At 59.2% G+C, this 16,093-nt stretch carries 15 protein-coding genes and 1 riboswitch; of the genes, 6 read left to right on the forward strand and 9 right to left on the reverse strand.

All coding sequences use genetic code 11. The features are described 5' to 3' along the window. Positions 1–5 precede the first annotated feature (5 nt). From ureC to plsY, 6 genes are all read right to left on the reverse strand, one after another. Positions 6–1,709: an urease subunit alpha gene (ureC, locus tag AC0TOY_RS16530; protein ID WP_407820992.1), complete on the reverse strand. Its 1,704-nt coding sequence runs from the start codon at positions 1,707–1,709 to the stop codon at positions 6–8. Beyond that, entirely contained in the window at positions 1,702–2,016 is a 315-nt protein-coding gene (locus tag AC0TOY_RS16535; RefSeq protein WP_267215636.1) for an urease subunit beta, read from the reverse strand. The genes ureC and AC0TOY_RS16535 overlap by 8 nt, the downstream gene beginning before the upstream one ends. A gap of 10 nt (positions 2,017–2,026) precedes the next feature. Further along, positions 2,027–2,329: an urease subunit gamma gene (locus tag AC0TOY_RS16540; RefSeq protein ID WP_006811999.1), complete on the reverse strand. Its 303-nt coding sequence runs from the start codon at positions 2,327–2,329 to the stop codon at positions 2,027–2,029. Positions 2,330–2,339: 10 nt separating this feature from the next. Further along, positions 2,340–3,167 (reverse strand): urease accessory protein UreD, encoded by an 828-nt coding sequence (locus tag AC0TOY_RS16545; RefSeq protein WP_473722192.1) that lies wholly within the window; start codon positions 3,165–3,167, stop codon positions 2,340–2,342. 117 nt (positions 3,168–3,284) lie between these two features. Continuing rightward, on the reverse strand, positions 3,285–4,751 hold the full coding sequence (locus tag AC0TOY_RS16550) for an MFS transporter (RefSeq protein ID WP_473722194.1): 1,467 nt from the start codon (positions 4,749–4,751) through the stop codon (positions 3,285–3,287). A gap of 84 nt (positions 4,752–4,835) precedes the next feature. After that, complete coding sequence (plsY, locus tag AC0TOY_RS16555; protein WP_023309216.1) at positions 4,836–5,456, reverse strand: glycerol-3-phosphate 1-O-acyltransferase PlsY; 621 nt, start codon at positions 5,454–5,456, stop codon at positions 4,836–4,838. Positions 5,457–5,563: 107 nt separating this feature from the next. On the opposite strand from plsY, the gene folB reads away from it, so the two are divergent. Both folB and bacA read left to right on the forward strand, forming a co-directional pair. Continuing rightward, positions 5,564–5,932, forward strand: a complete 369-nt coding sequence (gene folB, locus AC0TOY_RS16560) for a bifunctional dihydroneopterin aldolase/7,8-dihydroneopterin epimerase (protein ID WP_032645073.1) — start codon at positions 5,564–5,566, stop codon at positions 5,930–5,932. 105 nt (positions 5,933–6,037) lie between these two features. After that, positions 6,038–6,859 carry an undecaprenyl-diphosphate phosphatase gene (gene bacA, locus AC0TOY_RS16565; protein WP_290093947.1) on the forward strand — a complete coding sequence of 274 codons (822 nt, stop codon included), beginning with the start codon at positions 6,038–6,040 and terminating at the stop codon, positions 6,857–6,859. Between the two features lie 10 nt (positions 6,860–6,869). Here bacA and AC0TOY_RS16570 read toward each other — a convergent pair whose 3' ends face one another. Next, positions 6,870–8,111 carry a multifunctional CCA addition/repair protein gene (locus tag AC0TOY_RS16570; RefSeq protein WP_473722196.1) on the reverse strand — a complete coding sequence of 414 codons (1,242 nt, stop codon included), beginning with the start codon at positions 8,109–8,111 and terminating at the stop codon, positions 6,870–6,872. Between the two features lie 60 nt (positions 8,112–8,171). After that, on the reverse strand, positions 8,172–8,792 hold the full coding sequence (locus AC0TOY_RS16575) for a TIGR04211 family SH3 domain-containing protein (RefSeq protein WP_024906484.1): 621 nt from the start codon (positions 8,790–8,792) through the stop codon (positions 8,172–8,174). Positions 8,793–9,021: 229 nt separating this feature from the next. Here AC0TOY_RS16575 and AC0TOY_RS16580 point away from each other — a divergent pair, with 229 nt between their 5' ends. The 3 genes from AC0TOY_RS16580 to hldE are packed head-to-tail and all read left to right on the forward strand — an operon-like array spanning position 9,022 to position 14,671. Beyond that, positions 9,022–10,323: a CYTH domain-containing protein gene (locus tag AC0TOY_RS16580; protein ID WP_473722197.1), complete on the forward strand. Its 1,302-nt coding sequence runs from the start codon at positions 9,022–9,024 to the stop codon at positions 10,321–10,323. A 21-nt stretch (positions 10,324–10,344) separates the two neighbouring features. Next, on the forward strand, positions 10,345–13,200 hold the full coding sequence (glnE, locus tag AC0TOY_RS16585) for a bifunctional [glutamate--ammonia ligase]-adenylyl-L-tyrosine phosphorylase/[glutamate--ammonia-ligase] adenylyltransferase (RefSeq protein WP_473722198.1): 2,856 nt from the start codon (positions 10,345–10,347) through the stop codon (positions 13,198–13,200). Positions 13,201–13,240: 40 nt separating this feature from the next. Then, positions 13,241–14,671, forward strand: a complete 1,431-nt coding sequence (hldE, locus tag AC0TOY_RS16590; RefSeq protein WP_061714460.1) for a bifunctional D-glycero-beta-D-manno-heptose-7-phosphate kinase/D-glycero-beta-D-manno-heptose 1-phosphate adenylyltransferase HldE — start codon at positions 13,241–13,243, stop codon at positions 14,669–14,671. Between the two features lie 80 nt (positions 14,672–14,751). Here hldE and ubiK read toward each other — a convergent pair whose 3' ends face one another. Further along, positions 14,752–15,048: a ubiquinone biosynthesis accessory factor UbiK gene (ubiK, locus tag AC0TOY_RS16595; RefSeq protein ID WP_014071796.1), complete on the reverse strand. Its 297-nt coding sequence runs from the start codon at positions 15,046–15,048 to the stop codon at positions 14,752–14,754. A 119-nt stretch (positions 15,049–15,167) separates the two neighbouring features. After that, a riboswitch (FMN riboswitch) is annotated at positions 15,168–15,318 on the forward strand. Between the two features lie 106 nt (positions 15,319–15,424). On the opposite strand from ubiK, the gene ribB reads away from it, so the two are divergent. Then, the gene (gene ribB, locus AC0TOY_RS16600; RefSeq protein WP_010435670.1) at positions 15,425–16,078 is read left to right on the forward strand and encodes a 3,4-dihydroxy-2-butanone-4-phosphate synthase; all 654 of its coding nucleotides are present in this window, start codon (positions 15,425–15,427) and stop codon (positions 16,076–16,078) included. Positions 16,079–16,093: the final 15 nt, after the last annotated feature.

The following is a 16,093-nucleotide window of genomic DNA, read 5'->3' on the forward strand; positions in this document are numbered from 1 at the left end:
ACTCCTCAAAACAGGAAATAGCGTTGCGCCATCGGCAGAACGTCAGCCGGTTCGCTGGTAATCAGTTCGCCGTCGACGCGCACCTCGTAGGTTTGCGAGTCGACGGTGATATTCGGCTGCAGCCCGTTGTGGATCATGTCCGCCTTTTTCACCGTCCGGCAGCCTTTTACCACCGCGGTGGCGCTTTGCAGGTTGAGCTGCTGCGGGATACCGTTCGCACTGGCCGCCTGCGAGACAAACGTCAGTCGGGTGGCGTGGCGCGCGGCGCCCAGCGCGCCAAACATCGGGCGGTAATGCACCGGCTGCGGCGTGGGGATTGAGGCGTTGATATCCCCCATCGGCGCGCAGGCGATCATCCCGCCCTTGACGATGGTGGCGGGTTTGACGCCGAAGAACGCCGGAGACCAGACGACCAGATCCGCCAGCTTGCCCGCCTCAATCGAACCGACCTCATGGGCGATACCGTGGGTCAACGCCGGGTTGATGGTGTATTTGGCGACATAGCGCTTCACGCGGAAGTTATCGTTCTCGCCGGTCTCTTCCGGCAGCGCGCCGCGCTGGACCTTCATGCGGTGCGCGACCTGCCAGGTGCGGATAATCACTTCCCCGACGCGGCCCATGGCCTGAGAGTCTGACGAGGTGAGCGAGAACGCGCCGATGTCGTGCAGCACGTCTTCGGCGGCGATGGTCTCCCGGCGAATGCGGGATTCGGCAAACGCCACGTCCTCGGCGATATCCGGATCGAGGTGATGGCAAACCATCAGCATGTCGAGATGCTCGTCGATGGTATTCACCGTGTAGGGCAGGGTCGGGTTGGTGGAGGAGGGCAGAATATTCGGGTGCGCACAGGCAGTGATGATATCCGGCGCGTGGCCACCGCCCGCCCCTTCGGTGTGGAAGGTGTGGATTGTGCGCCCGCCAATGGCGGCCAGCGTATCTTCGACAAACCCGGACTCGTTCAGCGTGTCGCTGTGCAGCGCCACCTGAATGTCCATCTCTTCGGCCACCTCCAGCGAGCAGTTGATCGCCGCAGGCGTCGCGCCCCAGTCTTCGTGGATTTTAAGCCCGATGGCACCCGCGGCAATCTGCTCGCGCAGGGCATCCGGACTGGAGCCGTTACCTTTGCCGAGCAGGCCGATATTCACCGGCAGCGTATCGGCAGCCTGCAGCATGCGGGCGATATACCACGGCCCCGGCGTACAGGTGGTGGCGTTGGTGCCCGCCGCCGGTCCGGTGCCGCCGCCGATCATGGTGGTGACGCCGGAGACCAGCGCCTCTTCCGCCTGCTGCGGGCAGATCCAGTGGATGTGGGTGTCGATCCCGCCGGCGGTGACGATCTTCCCCTCGGAGGCAATCACTTCCGTTGCCGCGCCAATCGGGATCGTCACGCCGGGCTGAATGTCCGGGTTTCCGGCTTTGCCAACGGCGAAGATCCGCCCGTCCTTGACGCCGATATCGGCTTTTACGATCCCCCAGTGATCGACGATCAGCGCGTTGGTGAGAACCAGATCCACGCAGCCGTCAGCGGTCATCTGCCCCTGGCCCATTCCGTCGCGGATCACCTTTCCGCCGCCGAATTTGACCTCTTCGCCGTAGACCGTGAGATCGTCTTCCACTTCGATCCACAGCTCGCTGTCGGCCAGCCGCACTTTATCCCCGGTGGTGGGGCCAAACATATCGGCATAGGCCCGGCGCGAAATCTCAGCCATGTTTCACCTCGCCCATCACCTCGCCGCGAAAGCCGACAATGCGCTGCGCCCCCGCGACCTGAACCAGCGTGACTTCCCGCTTCTGGCCGGGCTCGAAGCGCACGGCGGTACCCGCCGGGATGTTCAGCCGGTAGCCTCGGGTCACCTCACGATCAAACTTCAGCGCCGGGTTGACCTCGTAAAAGTGGTAGTGCGATCCGACCTGGATCGGCCTGTCGCCGTGGTTTTCAACAATCACGGCTTGGGTTTCGCGCCCGACGTTGATCGCAATCGCGCCGGGCTGGATCTGATATTCGCCAGGGATCATCATGTGCTCCTTAGACGATCGGGTTATGGACGGTGACGAGCTTCGATCCGTCCGGGAAGGTGGCTTCGACCTGAATATCCGGGATCATCTCCGGCACGCCCTCCATCACCTGGTCGCGCCTCAGGACGTGGCGGCCTGCCTCCATCAGCGAGGCGACGGTTTCACCATCGCGCGCGCCTTCCATGATGAAGGCGCTGATCAGCGCGACTGATTCCGGGTAATTGAGCTTTACCCCGCGCGCAAGGCGGCGTTCGGCAACCAGCGCGGCGGTGAACAGCAACAGCTTGTCTTTTTCTCTGGGGGTCAGTTCCATAACGTTTCTCTTATGTCTGCCAGATACGCGGCGAACAGGCGGTTTTGGTGGTGAGAAGCGGGCGAAGCGACTGCCAGACGTCGCGCATCACCCGCTGACAAATCAGGTTATCGTGGGAGAGAAAACGCACCGACAGCAGGCCATCGGTGAGCGTTGCACCTGCATAATTTTCCAGCGGTGCGAGGCGTTCACGCACCGCGTCGAGATGTTCTTCCCGGGCAGGGTAGAACAGCAGCGTGCCGAGCCACGGATGCCCGGCGACGGGCGTGAGATCGCCGTCGCCAAGGTGCTGACGCTCAATCAGGCGCGGCTCGTCATCTACCCACACCTCAAGACGGCTCTCCAGCGTGCCGTGACTGAAGGTTTCGTTTATCACCGGGCGGCCCAGGCAGTACAGCTCCCACGCCAGCAGCGTGCTGGAGGCCTTCAGATGAAAAACGGAGCGCAGCGCGGCATTCGCGCCGGGAAAAATAATCGTGTCCTGCGGCAGCCACTCCAGGGTGGAATTTTCCTCGAGATAAAAATGCTGATTCAGGCGAGCCTGTGGGCCGCTGCTGCGATAGAACTTGCTGGCACCGGGCATGGTGATAAGCGCATGGCTTTTGGCGTCCAGACGCACGGTGATATCCAGCGTATCGCCGCCCACAACCCCGCCCGGCGGGTGCAGCAGATAAAGGTGGCAGGTTTCCCCTTCGGGGTAAAACGGACGTTGAACGGTGAGCGGCCCGACGTGGTGGGCGGAGTGCAGGAGGGTTTTCTCAGAAGTGTGACAAAACTGCAGGGCAAGCGATGCCTGCCAGCCTTTGTACGAATTATCAGTGACCTGAGCTGCTAACATGCTGCATCCATTTCCACACCATCGGGATACGTTTCAGTATGCCCTGGCGGAAATGAAGGCTGTCATATGAGTCGCTTATGGATAAAAAAGCCGGCTCTTGTGAGCCGGTTTGCGGGACTAGCGGTAATCCTCCGCATCCACATCATACCCGGACGGCTCCCAGCGGATTGCCAGCAGCGATGCCAGGCCAATAAACGGCGCCAGCGCAATTACCCAGAACACGGCGGTATCCAGCGAGGCGACCAGTAGCGGGAACAAGAACAGCGACAGCGTCGAGCTGCTGCGCATCAGCGTCTGGTTAAGGCCGACGCCAACGCCGCGCAGCGAGGTCGGGTAGCTCAGCGAGGCGAACGTCATGGTATGCGCGCCCGGGCCAAAGCCTTGACCGAACAGGAATAGCGCCAGCATCGCCACGGCGAGAACGCCCGCGGTGGCGCCTTCAGGGCGACCAATCAGCGCCAGTCCCAGCAGCGCGACCAGCTGGCAGGCATAACCCGCAAGCGACATCCGCCAGGCGCCGAAGCGCGGTACGTAGCGTACCGCCAGCAGTCCGCCAACGAAGGCAAACAGCAGGTTAAGCGCCAGAGATATCAGGATGGTGGTGAGCATCGACTGGACAAAGAAGCTGGAGATGATCACCGGCAGGCCAAACGCCACGGCGTTATAGGCAAACGAGGAGACGACGGACAGCAGCGTGGCGAGCGTCGTGCGGCGTAAGTAGATGCCGCGGAACAGGTTCAGATAGTTTGACCATTTCGCTTTATTCACGACAGGTGCGGGCTGGCTGAGCGCGTCCTGCGGCACGTGGGCATTGATGTTATACGACTGGCGTAAAATGGACGCCGCCTCTTTCAGGTTGCCCTGATTCGCCGCCCAGACCGGCGATTCGCTCATGTAGCGGCTGCGGATGGCGATAATCACCAGCGCGGGCACCGCGCCAAAGCCGAGAATCAAACGCCACAGCCAGTCGCTGTGGCTTTCCGGCAGCACGGCGTAGAAGAAAAGCACCAGCAGGTAGGAGATGCTGATGGCGGCATACCAGGTGGGGCACCACATCGCGACGCTGGAGGCCTTATTACCGGGCCCTTTCAGCCTGGCGAACTCGCTTAAAAACGCCATCGCCACGGGAAGATCGATCCCGACCCCGAGCCCCATCACAAAGCGGGCGCCCGCGAGCACATATTCGTTCGGGGCCAGTGCACAGGCGATGGCGGCCACCACGAAGAACACCATATCAGCCATAAAAACGCGGTAGCGCCCGATTTTATCCGTGAGATAGCCGCCAAGCAGCGCCCCGACAATGGCGCCAAAGGTAATCGCCGAGGCCACCATACCGGTACCGGTGGGCGTCAGGTTAAATTCGCGGGTGATGTCTTTAATGCCAAATGCCAGCGCGCCCAGATCGTAGGCATCGAGGAAAATGCCGCCCAGCGCGATACCGACTACGATACGGGCGTTTGCCCGGCCCTGAGAACCGTCATTAACGAGGCGTGATACATCCGATGCACTGCGCACCCACTGGATGTCGCCATCAGGGGGAATACCTGCCGTTGAAAGGGGAGTAGATTCTGTGATTTCAGTCATTTTTTTCTTATGTGGTTGTGTTGTGTTCCTAACAGTTACCACAGGCAGAAGGTGACCAAAATCACATTTGGCTATAAGGCATAACTAACCCTTCGGAGCGTCTTTTTTCTTTCTCTTGAGCTTCGTCCAGATTTTGGTCTCCTGACGACGCCACAGGCGCTGGATATTGTCGTGATGACGCAGCAGGATAAGGCAGGAGAGCATCGACACCGGGAAGGTAAACTGGGGTTTAAACCACCAGACGTAGAATGGGGCGATCAGCGCGCTGACGATGGCGCCCAGCGACGAATAGCCGCTCAGAAGAATGGTCAGAAGCCAGGTCCCGGCCATCACGCCGGTTAAGTCCCAGCCAATGGGGGCAATGGCACCAAAGGCGGTCGCCACACCTTTACCACCTTTGAAGCCGAAGAATACGGGCCAGATGTGGCCGACGCAGGCAGCAATAGCAATGAGCCCCAGCCAGAACGGCGTGACGCCCAGCGCATACGCGCCCCAGACGGGTAGCATCCCTTTCAGAACATCAAAAATCAAAACCGCTACGGCTGCTCCCTTGCCGCCAATTCGTAGTACGTTGGTCGCCCCCGGATTCCCGGAACCATTTTCACGCGGGTCAGGTAACCCGGCAATGCGGCAGACCAGAATGGCGCTGGAGATTGAGCCGCAAAGATAGGCGAGGAGGATCATTCCAGGCGCGATTGCACTCATAACGCTGTTCCGTTTTGAAAATGTATCTGTATTCTCAGCATCTGTGGATAATACGCATAATTCGCCGGAAGTGGTATCCGGTTTAGCCAAAAAGCAGGCAGGTCGTGATGGATATTGTATTTATAGAGCAACTTTCGGTAATCACCACTATTGGTGTTTACGACTGGGAACAGACCATCGAGCAGAAACTGGTGTTCGATATCGAAATGGGCTGGGATAACCGCAAATCGGCAAAAAGCGATGACGTGAACGACTGTCTGAGCTATGCCGACATCAGTGAAACGGTCATCAACCATGTGGAAGGGCAACGTTTTGCGCTGGTCGAACGGGTGGCTGAAGAAGTCGCAGAATTGCTGCTGAAAAAATTCAACTCACCGTGGGTGCGCATCAAGCTGAGCAAGCCGGGCGCGGTGGCGCGCGCCGCCAACGTTGGCGTCATCATTGAGCGTGGCACAAATCTGAAAGGCAAGAATTAACGTCATAATTGCTAAACCAATTTAGGTTATACCGGTCTCAGGACTGTATCTTATCGGTTGTCCATATGGGACACCGTTTTTTTATATCTTTTTAGGGGTTTATAGATGAGCGATATGCACTCGCTGCTGGTGGCGGCAATACTGGGTGTGGTCGAAGGATTGACGGAGTTTTTGCCGGTGTCCAGTACGGGCCATATGATTATCGTTGGCCATCTGCTGGGCTTTGAAGGCGATACCGCCAAAACGTTCGAAGTGGTGATCCAACTGGGGTCTATTCTGGCGGTGGTGGTGATGTTCTGGCGCCGTCTGTTTGGTCTGATCGGCATCCATTTTGGCCGTCCGCCGCAGCACGAAGGGATGAGTAAAGGTCGCCTGTCGTTGGTCCATATTCTGCTCGGGATGGTCCCGGCGGTGGTGCTGGGCCTGGTTTTCCACGACGCTATCAAATCGCTGTTTAACCCGATTAACGTGATGTACGCGCTGGTGGTGGGCGGCTTCCTGCTGATCGCTGCGGAAGTGCTGAAGCCAAAAACGCCGCGCGCGGAAGGTCTGGACGATATGACGTATCGTCAGGCGTTTATCATTGGCTGCTTCCAGTGTCTGGCGCTGTGGCCGGGCTTCTCGCGTTCAGGTGCAACCATCTCCGGCGGGATGCTGATGGGCGTAAGCCGTTACGCCGCGTCAGAGTTCTCGTTCCTGCTGGCGGTGCCGATGATGATGGGCGCCACCGTACTCGACGTCTATAAGAGCTATCACTTCCTGACGGCTGGCGACATTCCGATGTTCGCCGTTGGCTTCATCACCGCGTTTATCGTGGCGCTGATTGCCATCAAAACCTTCCTGCAGTTGATTAAGCGTATCTCGTTTATTCCGTTCGCGATCTATCGCTTTATCGTGGCGGCTGCGGTGTACGTGGTCTTCTTCTGACCGATGGCCCTCAGTCTTTTGGCTGAGGGCAATGCTTTTCTTTCCAGTCAGACACCGCCTGAATTCGCCGTTTCGTGAGTTCTTCGCGAATTTCCGGTCCTTTGAATCCCGCCTCGACAACGTCCTTCGTGGGCACCGCTTTCGCCACCTCCCAGGCTTTACGCAGTAAACGTCCCTGCGGGTAGTCGCACGCTTCAAACCCGGTACGCCCGCGCACGTCAGCTTCGCTGGTCAGCGCGATTTGCTCTACGCGCTGGGGTTTGCGCCAGGCGTCGATGTTATCGAAAAGCTTAACGATGGTGGCCGGTTTCAGGATCGGGAAGGTGTGGATCAGATCGTGGAATTCGGCCACCAGTTTCGCCAGATCGCGGATCTCGTTCGGCACGCGCAGACGCTGGCACAGCCCCTCGACCAGCTTCACCCCTGCCGGACCGTGTCCGTGGTGGCGAGGCCAGAATTCTTTTGGCGTTAAGCCTTTGCCGAGATCGTGGCACAGGGTGGAAAAGCGCACGTCCACGTCAGGGCTGAGCATGGCCGCCATGCTCAGGGTCATCAGCGTGTGTACGCCGGTATCAATTTCCGGGTGCCATTTTGCCGGGGCAGGTACGCCAAACAGCGCGTCTATTTCCGGGAACAGCACCTTCATCGCGCCGCAGTCGCGCAGGACCTGGAAAAAGACCTGCGGGTTACGCGTGGTGAGCGCATTTTCCGTCTCTTTCCAGACGCGCTCTGGCGTCAGGTGTTCAAGCTCGCCCGCCTCGGTCATGGCGGTCATCAGCGTCATTGTCTCATCGGCAATACGGAAACTGAGATGGGCGTAACGCGCGGCAAAGCGTGCCACGCGCAGCACGCGGAGCGGATCTTCAGAAAACGCCGGGGAGACGTGACGTAAAAGACGGTTGCGCAGATCGTCCTGACCGCCATAGGCGTCAACGATCTGCCCGTGCTCGTCCTGCGCCAGCGCGTTGATGGTGAGATCGCGGCGCAGGAGATCTTGCTCCAGCGTCACGTCCGGCGCGGCATAGCAGGTGAAGCCCGTATAGCCCGAGCCCGATTTCCGCTCGGTACGCGCCAGGGCATACTCTTCACGGCTTTTCGGGTGCAGGAACACGGGAAAATCGCGGCCTACCTGCTGGTAGCCCGCGTCGAGCATCTCTTCAGGGGTGGCGCCAACCACCACCCAGTCTTTATCTTTGACCGGCAGACCTAACAACGCATCACGTACCGCACCACCGACCAGATAACTCTTCACGCCCAACTCTCCCGTTTTCTCTTTTCCAGAATGATACGTAAGTCTGGCAGAGAAGACGAATTAGTTCATCCAGCGGTCTTTACGCTTACGGCTTGGGATCAGATGCGGCAGGACCAGACCCAGTACCAGACCCACGCCCAGCACGCCACCGCCATACATAAACCACTGCATGATAATGGTGCGCTGTTTGTCGTCGAGCTGCAGGTTGGCGGCATTCACTTTCTTCTGCGCGACAATCAGCTCGTTTTTCAGTTTCTGGTTCTCTTCTTTCAGGCCGTTAATCACACCGTCGCTTTGCGCCACTTTCTGCTGCATTTCAGCGGTGCGCTGGTTCCAGGTGCCGTCGATGTTGTTCAGCTTGTCGGTCAGGGTCTTCACCTGGTTTTCCAGATCCGGCACGCGCGTGCGCAGGCTTGGCACGGTGCTCAACTCTTTCAGCGGGATCCAGGAAGTACGACCGGTACTGTCGCGAACCTGACCGTAGTTGGTGTCCGCATTGGTTTGTAACAGGGTGACTTCCTCGCCGGCATTTACCGTGCCCACGAGGCGATAATTATCTCCGGGGCCACTGCGTACCCAGGTGTTCAGTTCGTCAGAAACGTAACGCTTTTCTTCAGCGTGCACGGCGGTTGCGGCGCTAAAAGCGAGTAAAGTAAGTCCAATCAGGCGTAATTTAAGCATCATTAGTCGTTATTTTCATAAATAGTGGAACGATAGTAGTGGCAACAGTGTCTCTACGCAAAGCATTCGTCAGCAATCAGAATCATCTGTGTCACGACTCTACACATTTACGCCCGACAAATTGCTCATTGCATGGCAATTTGGCGCAAAATACTATGTACTGACAAACAAATGGCGAGGAAGTTCGCCCTCATTGACGCGTCTGTGACGCACGCAAAAGTACAAGGCTATGGCACAAGAAATCGAATTAAAGTTTATCGTCGAAAAAGACAGCGTTGACGCACTCCGCCAGCATCTGCATACGCTTTCCGGCGAACACCATGCACCGGTACAGCTGCTTAATATCTATTACGAAACGCCAGACAACTGGCTGCGCCGCCACGATATGGGGCTGCGTATCCGGGGCGCGGGCGGGCGCTACGAGATGACGATGAAAATTGCCGGCCGCGTGATCGGCGGGTTACATCAGCGCCCGGAATACAATATCGACATCAGCAAGCCAGAACTTGAGCTGGAACGTTTCCCGGCGGAAGTCTGGCCGGAAGGCGAGCTGCCTTCCACGCTGGCGGAACAGGTGCAGCCGCTGTTCAGCACCGATTTCTGGCGCGAAAAATGGCTGGTGACGGAAGGTAAAAGCCGCATCGAAATTGCCCTCGATCTGGGGGACGTGAAGGCGGGTGAGTTCCAGGAACCGATTTGCGAACTGGAGCTTGAGCTGCTGGAAGGGGACGCCAACGACGTGCTGAAGCTGGCGCGCAGGCTGGTGAACCAGTCCGGATTACGTCAGGGAAGCCTGAGTAAAGCCGCGCGAGGTTACCATCTGGCCGCCGGAAATGCGCCGCGCGTGCTGAAAGAGACGACCATTTTGCACGTTGCGCCGAAAGCCAGCGTTGAACAGGGTCTGGAAGCCGCGCTGGAGCTGGCGCTTTCTCAGTGGCAATACCATGAAGAGCTGTGGGTGCGGAATGTGAAAAACGCCAAATCCCACGTGCTGGCGGCGATTGCTCTGGTGCGCCATACCCTTGCGCTGTTCGGCGGTATTGTTCCTCGCAAAGCGAGCGCTCACTTACGTGACCTGCTGACGCAGACCGAAACGCTGATGCTCTCCGATGTCTCGGCGCAAACGGCGATCTACAGCCCGCAAACCGCCACGGCAAAACTGGCGCTGACCGAGTTTCTGGTGACGCGCGGCTGGCGCGCCTTCCTGGATGCGAAAGCAGAGGCCAAAATCGCGGAAAACTTTAAGCGTTTCGCGGATATTCATCTTTCCCGTCATGCCGCTGAACTGAAGAGCACCTTTGCCTATCCGCTCGGCGATAAGTATGGCGATCAGCTTCCCCGTCTGTCGCGCAACATCGACAGCATGCTGCTCCTTTCCGGTGCCTACGACGGGCCACAGGCGCAGGCGTGGCTGGAAAACTGGCAGGGGCTGAAGCATGCCATCGAAACCCGCCAGCATATTGAGATTGAGCATTTCCGTAACGAGGCCATTTCGCAGGAGCCGTTCTGGCTGCACAGCGGAAAACGTTAACTCTGGCAAGGAACCCCTAAAATGCCGCTTTCTTCACCTTTACAGCAGCAGTGGCAGACCGTGTGCGAACGTCTGCCTGAGTCATTACCGGCGTCATCGTTAAGCGAGCAGGCGAAAAGCGTACTCGCCTTCAGTGATTTTGTGCAGGAAAGCATCACCGCCTACCCGGACTGGCTGATGGAGCTTGAGAACGCACCGCCGCAGGCGGACGAGTGGCGGCACTATGCCGGCTGGCTGCATGCCGCACTCGAAGACGTAGCGGATGAGACGACGCTGATGCGCGTCCTGCGTCAGTTCCGCCGTCGGGTGATGGTGCGCATTGCCTGGGCTCAGGCGCTGGAGCTGGTGAGCGAAGAGAGTACGCTGCAGCAGCTAAGCGAGCTGGCGCAAACGCTGATTGTCGCCGCGCGCGACTGGCTCTACGCCGCCTGTTGTAAAGAGTGGGGCACGCCGTGCAGCGAGGAAGGGGTTCCTCAGCCGCTGTTGATTCTGGGGATGGGCAAGCTGGGTGGCTGCGAGCTGAACTTCTCCTCCGATATCGACCTGATTTTTGCCTGGCCCGAGAACGGCTCCACGCGCGGCGGCCGTCGCGAGCTGGACAACGCCCAGTTCTTTACCCGTCTCGGGCAGCGTCTGATTAAGGCGCTGGATCAGCCCACGCAGGACGGCTTTGTTTACCGCGTGGACATGCGCCTGCGGCCGTTCGGTGACAGTGGCCCGCTGGTGCTGAGCTTTGCCGCGCTGGAAGATTATTACCAGGAGCAGGGGCGCGACTGGGAGCGTTATGCGATGGTTAAAGCGCGGATCATGGGCGACAGCGACGACGCCTACGCCAACGAGCTGCGCGCCATGCTGCGCCCGTTCGTGTTCCGTCGCTATATCGACTTCAGCGTCATCCAGTCCCTGCGCAATATGAAAGGGATGATCGCCCGTGAGGTTCGCCGTCGTGGGCTGAAGGACAACATCAAGCTTGGCGCGGGCGGCATTCGCGAAATCGAATTTATCGTCCAGGTCTTCCAGCTGATTCGCGGCGGGCGTGAGCCGTCGTTACAGTCCCGTTCACTGCTGCCGACGCTGAGCGCCATCGAGCAGCTGCACCTGCTGCCGGACGGCGACGCGCAAACCCTGCGCGAGGCCTATCTATTCCTGCGTCGTCTGGAAAACCTGCTGCAAAGCATCAACGACGAACAGACCCAGACCCTGCCGGGGGATGACCTTAACCGGGCGCGTCTGGCCTGGGGGATGCGGGTGAACGACTGGTCAACGCTGACCGAACGGCTCGATGCCCATATGGCAGGCGTGCGCCGCATCTTTAACGAACTGATCGGTGATGACGAAAGCGAATCGCAGGACGATGCGCTTTCCGAGCACTGGCGCGAGCTGTGGCAGGATGCGCTCCAGGAAGATGACACGACCCCCGTGCTGGCGCACCTGAGTGACGATGCCCGGCATCGCGTGGTGGCGCTGATCGCTGATTTCCGTCTCGAACTGAACAAACGCGCCATCGGCCCGCGCGGCCGTCAGGTGCTGGATCACCTGATGCCGCACCTGCTGAGCGAGGTCTGCTCGCGAGCGGATGCGCCGGTGCCGCTGTCGCGCATGATGCCGCTGCTGAGCGGGATCATCACGCGTACCACGTACCTTGAGCTTTTGAGCGAGTTTCCGGGGGCGCTGAAGCATCTGATTACGCTCTGCGCCGCCTCGCCGATGGTGGCCAACAAGCTGGCGCGCTATCCGCTGCTGCTGGATGAACTGCTCGACCCGAACACCCTGTATCAACCCACGGCGACGGATGCCTACCGGGACGAGCTGCGTCAGTATCTGCTGCGCGTGCCGGAAGAAGACGAAGAGCAGCAGCTGGAGGCGCTGCGCCAGTTTAAGCAGGCCCAGATGCTGCGCGTGGCGGCGGCGGACATCGCCGGAACGCTGCCGGTGATGAAAGTGAGCGATCACTTAACCTGGCTCGCGGAGGCGATCATCGACGCGGTAGTGCAGCAGGCGTGGGTGCAGATGGTGGCCCGCTACGGCCAGCCGAAGCACCTTGCTGACCGTGAGGGGCGAGGGTTTGCCGTGGTCGGTTATGGCAAGCTTGGCGGCTGGGAGCTGGGATACAGCTCCGATCTGGATTTAATCTTCCTGCACGACTGCCCGGTTGACGTGATGACCGACGGCGAGCGCGAAATTGACGGGCGTCAGTTCTACCTGCGCCTGGCTCAGCGCATTATGCACCTGTTCAGCACCCGCACCTCGTCGGGCATTTTGTATGAAGTCGATGCGCGCCTGCGTCCGTCCGGCGCGGCGGGCATGCTGGTCACCTCAACGGAATCCTTCGCCGATTACCAGAAGAATGAAGCCTGGACGTGGGAGCATCAGGCGCTGGTGCGCGCCCGCGTGGTGTATGGCGATCCGCAGCTCAAAACGCAGTTCGATGCCATTCGTAAGGACGTCATGACCACCCAGCGCGAGGGCAGTACGCTGCAGACCGAAGTGCGCGAGATGCGCGAGAAAATGCGTGCGCACCTGGGTAATAAACACCGCGATCGCTTTGATATCAAAGCCGACGAGGGCGGGATTACCGATATTGAGTTCATTACCCAGTATCTGGTGCTGCTCCACGCGCACGACAAGCCGAAGCTGACCCGCTGGTCCGATAACGTGCGCATTCTGGAACTGCTGGCGCAAAACGACATCATGGACGAGCAGGAGGCGCAGGCCTTAACCCGCGCCTACACGACGCTGCGCGACGAGCTTCATCACCTGGCGCTGCAGGAGCAGCCGGGACACGTGGCGCTGGACTGTTTTGTCGCAGAACGCGCTCAGGTAACGGCCAGCTGGCAGAAGTGGCTGGTGGAACCGTGCGTAACAAATCAAGTGTGATATTATCGCGCGCAAATTGTGAATCTTTCTGGAGTCAGGAATGAAAGTAACACTGCCAGAGTTTGAACGTGCTGGGGTAATGGTTGTTGGGGATGTGATGCTGGATCGCTACTGGTATGGGCCGACCAGCCGCATCTCTCCGGAAGCACCGGTACCGGTGGTAAAGGTCGACACCATTGAAGAGCGTCCCGGCGGCGCGGCAAACGTGGCGATGAACATTGCCTCTCTGGGCGCGCACTCGCGTCTGGTTGGCTTGACCGGCATCGACGATGCGGCGCGCGCGCTGAGTAAGTCGCTGGCGGACGTGAACGTGAAGTGCGACTTCGTTTCTGTTCCGACCCACCCGACCATCACCAAGCTGCGCGTGCTGTCTCGCAACCAGCAGCTGATCCGCCTCGACTTTGAAGAAGGGTTCGAAGGCGTTGATCCCGAGCCGCTGCACGAGCGCATTAACCAGGCGCTGGGCAATATCGGCGCGCTGGTGCTGTCCGACTACGCGAAAGGCGCGCTGGCGAGCGTGCAGACGATGATCCAGCTGGCGCGTAAAGCCAGCGTGCCGGTGCTGATCGACCCGAAAGGCACCGACTTTGAGCGCTATCGCGGCGCGACGCTGCTGACGCCAAACCTCTCCGAGTTTGAGGCGGTGGCGGGCAAGTGCAAAACCGAGGAAGAGCTGGTTGAGCGCGGCATGAAGATCATTGCTGACTTTGAGCTGTCCGCGCTGCTGGTGACCCGCTCCGAGCAGGGGATGACGCTGTTGCAGCCGGGCAAGGCGCCGCTGCATATGCCAACCCAGGCGCAGGAAGTGTACGATGTGACCGGTGCCGGTGATACGGTGATCGGCGTGCTGGCGGCGACGCTGGCCGCAGGAAACTCCCTGGAAGAGGCGTGCTACTTCGCTAACGCCGCGGCGGGTGTGGTCGTTGGTAAGCTCGGTACCTCAACCGTTTCCCCAATCGAGCTGGAAAACGCGGTGCGCGGCCGTGCGGACACCGGTTTTGGCGTCATGACCGAAGACGAGCTTAAAGTGGCCGTTGCCGCCGCGCGCAAGCGCGGTGAGAAAGTGGTGATGACCAACGGCGTGTTTGACATCCTGCACGCGGGCCACGTCTCCTATCTGGCGAATGCGCGCAAGCTGGGCGATCGCCTGATTGTGGCGGTCAACAGCGATGCGTCGACGAAACGCCTGAAGGGTGAAACGCGTCCGGTGAACCCGCTTGAGCAGCGGATGATCGTGCTCGGCGCGCTGGAAGCCGTGGACTGGGTGGTGTCGTTTGAAGAAGACACACCGCAGCGCCTGATTGCCGGTATTCTGCCGGATCTGCTGGTAAAAGGCGGGGATTACAAGCCGGAGCAAATCGCGGGCAGCGAAGAGGTCTGGGCCAACGGCGGCGAGGTGATGGTGCTCAACTTTGAGGACGGGTGTTCCACCACCAACATCATCAGGAAGATCCAGAAAGACAGTCAGTAAAATAAACGGGCCAGCTGGCCCGTTTATTTTTTCACCCTCTCCCTGTGGGAGAGGGCTGGGGTGAGGGCATCAGGCCGCACTTACTCCTGGTCATCCACCGGTGGAATGGCCGGTGCTGGCTTCACTTCTTCCGGCGCATTGCGGTTTTCCAGCTCGGTCAGACGCTGTTCCAGCAGCGCCAGCTTCTCGCGGGTGCGCAGCAGAACCTGGGTCTGCACGTCAAACTCTTCGCGGCTGACTAAATCAAGGCGAACCAACTGCGCCTGCAGCGTCTGGCGGATTTTCTTCTCAACGTCATCACCAAATTCACGAATGCCTTTTGGCATGGATTCATGAACCTGACGCGCGATCTGCTCAATTTTCTTCGGGTCAATCATTGTCGTTTCCCTTGATGGAAAGGTGTTAGTGTCCATTGTAGCGCGTCATGCCCGGGGTAAACAAAATTGTTTGATGCTTATGCATTGCCCAGGATAATCAATAGCGTTATAGTTATCTCGCTTATTCTCAGGGCGGGGCGAAATTCCCCACCGGCGGTAAATCAGCGTGACGCTGAAAGCCCGCGAGCGCTTTGGGTGAAAACTCAAAGGTCAGCAGATCCGGTGTAATTCCGGGGCCGACGGTTAGAGTCCGGATGGGAGAGAGTAACGATCCAGTCGGGCATGGGCCCGCTCACGTTATCTTTTTGCCGCTTATACGGCGCTCCTAAGACTGCCCTGATTCTGGTAACCATAATGTTAATGAGGTTTTTTTACCATGAATCAGACGCTACTTTCCTCTTTTGGCACTTCAACTCAACGTGTTGAACATGCACTGGATGCACTGCGCGAAGGCCGCGGTGTGATGGTGCTTGACGATGAAAACCGTGAAAACGAAGGCGACATGATTTTCGCCGCCGAAAACATGACCGTTGAACAGATGGCGCTGACCATCCGTCACGGCAGCGGCATCGTATGCCTGTGTATTACCGAAGATCGTCGTAAGCAGCTCGAGCTGCCGATGATGGTCGAAAACAACACCAGCGCCTTTGGTACCGGTTTTACCGTGACTATTGAAGCGGCGCATGGCGTGACCACCGGTGTGTCTGCGGCTGACCGTCTGACCACCGTACGTGCCGCGATTGCTGACGGTGCGAAGCCATCCGATCTGCATCGTCCAGGCCACGTCTTCCCACTGCGCGCGCAGGCGGGCGGCGTCCTGACCCGCGGCGGTCACACCGAAGCGACCATCGACCTGGTGACGCTGGCGGGCTTCAAACCTGCGGGTGTGCTGTGTGAACTGACCAACGATGACGGCACTATGGCGCGCGCGCCGGAGTGCATCACCTTTGCGCGTCTGCACAACATGCCGGTGGTAACGATTGAAGATCTGGTGGAGTATCGCCAGGCGCACGAGCGCAAAGCCAGCTGATAATAAAAACGCCGG

Source organism: Enterobacter sp. PL_is379, from assembly GCF_055817355.1.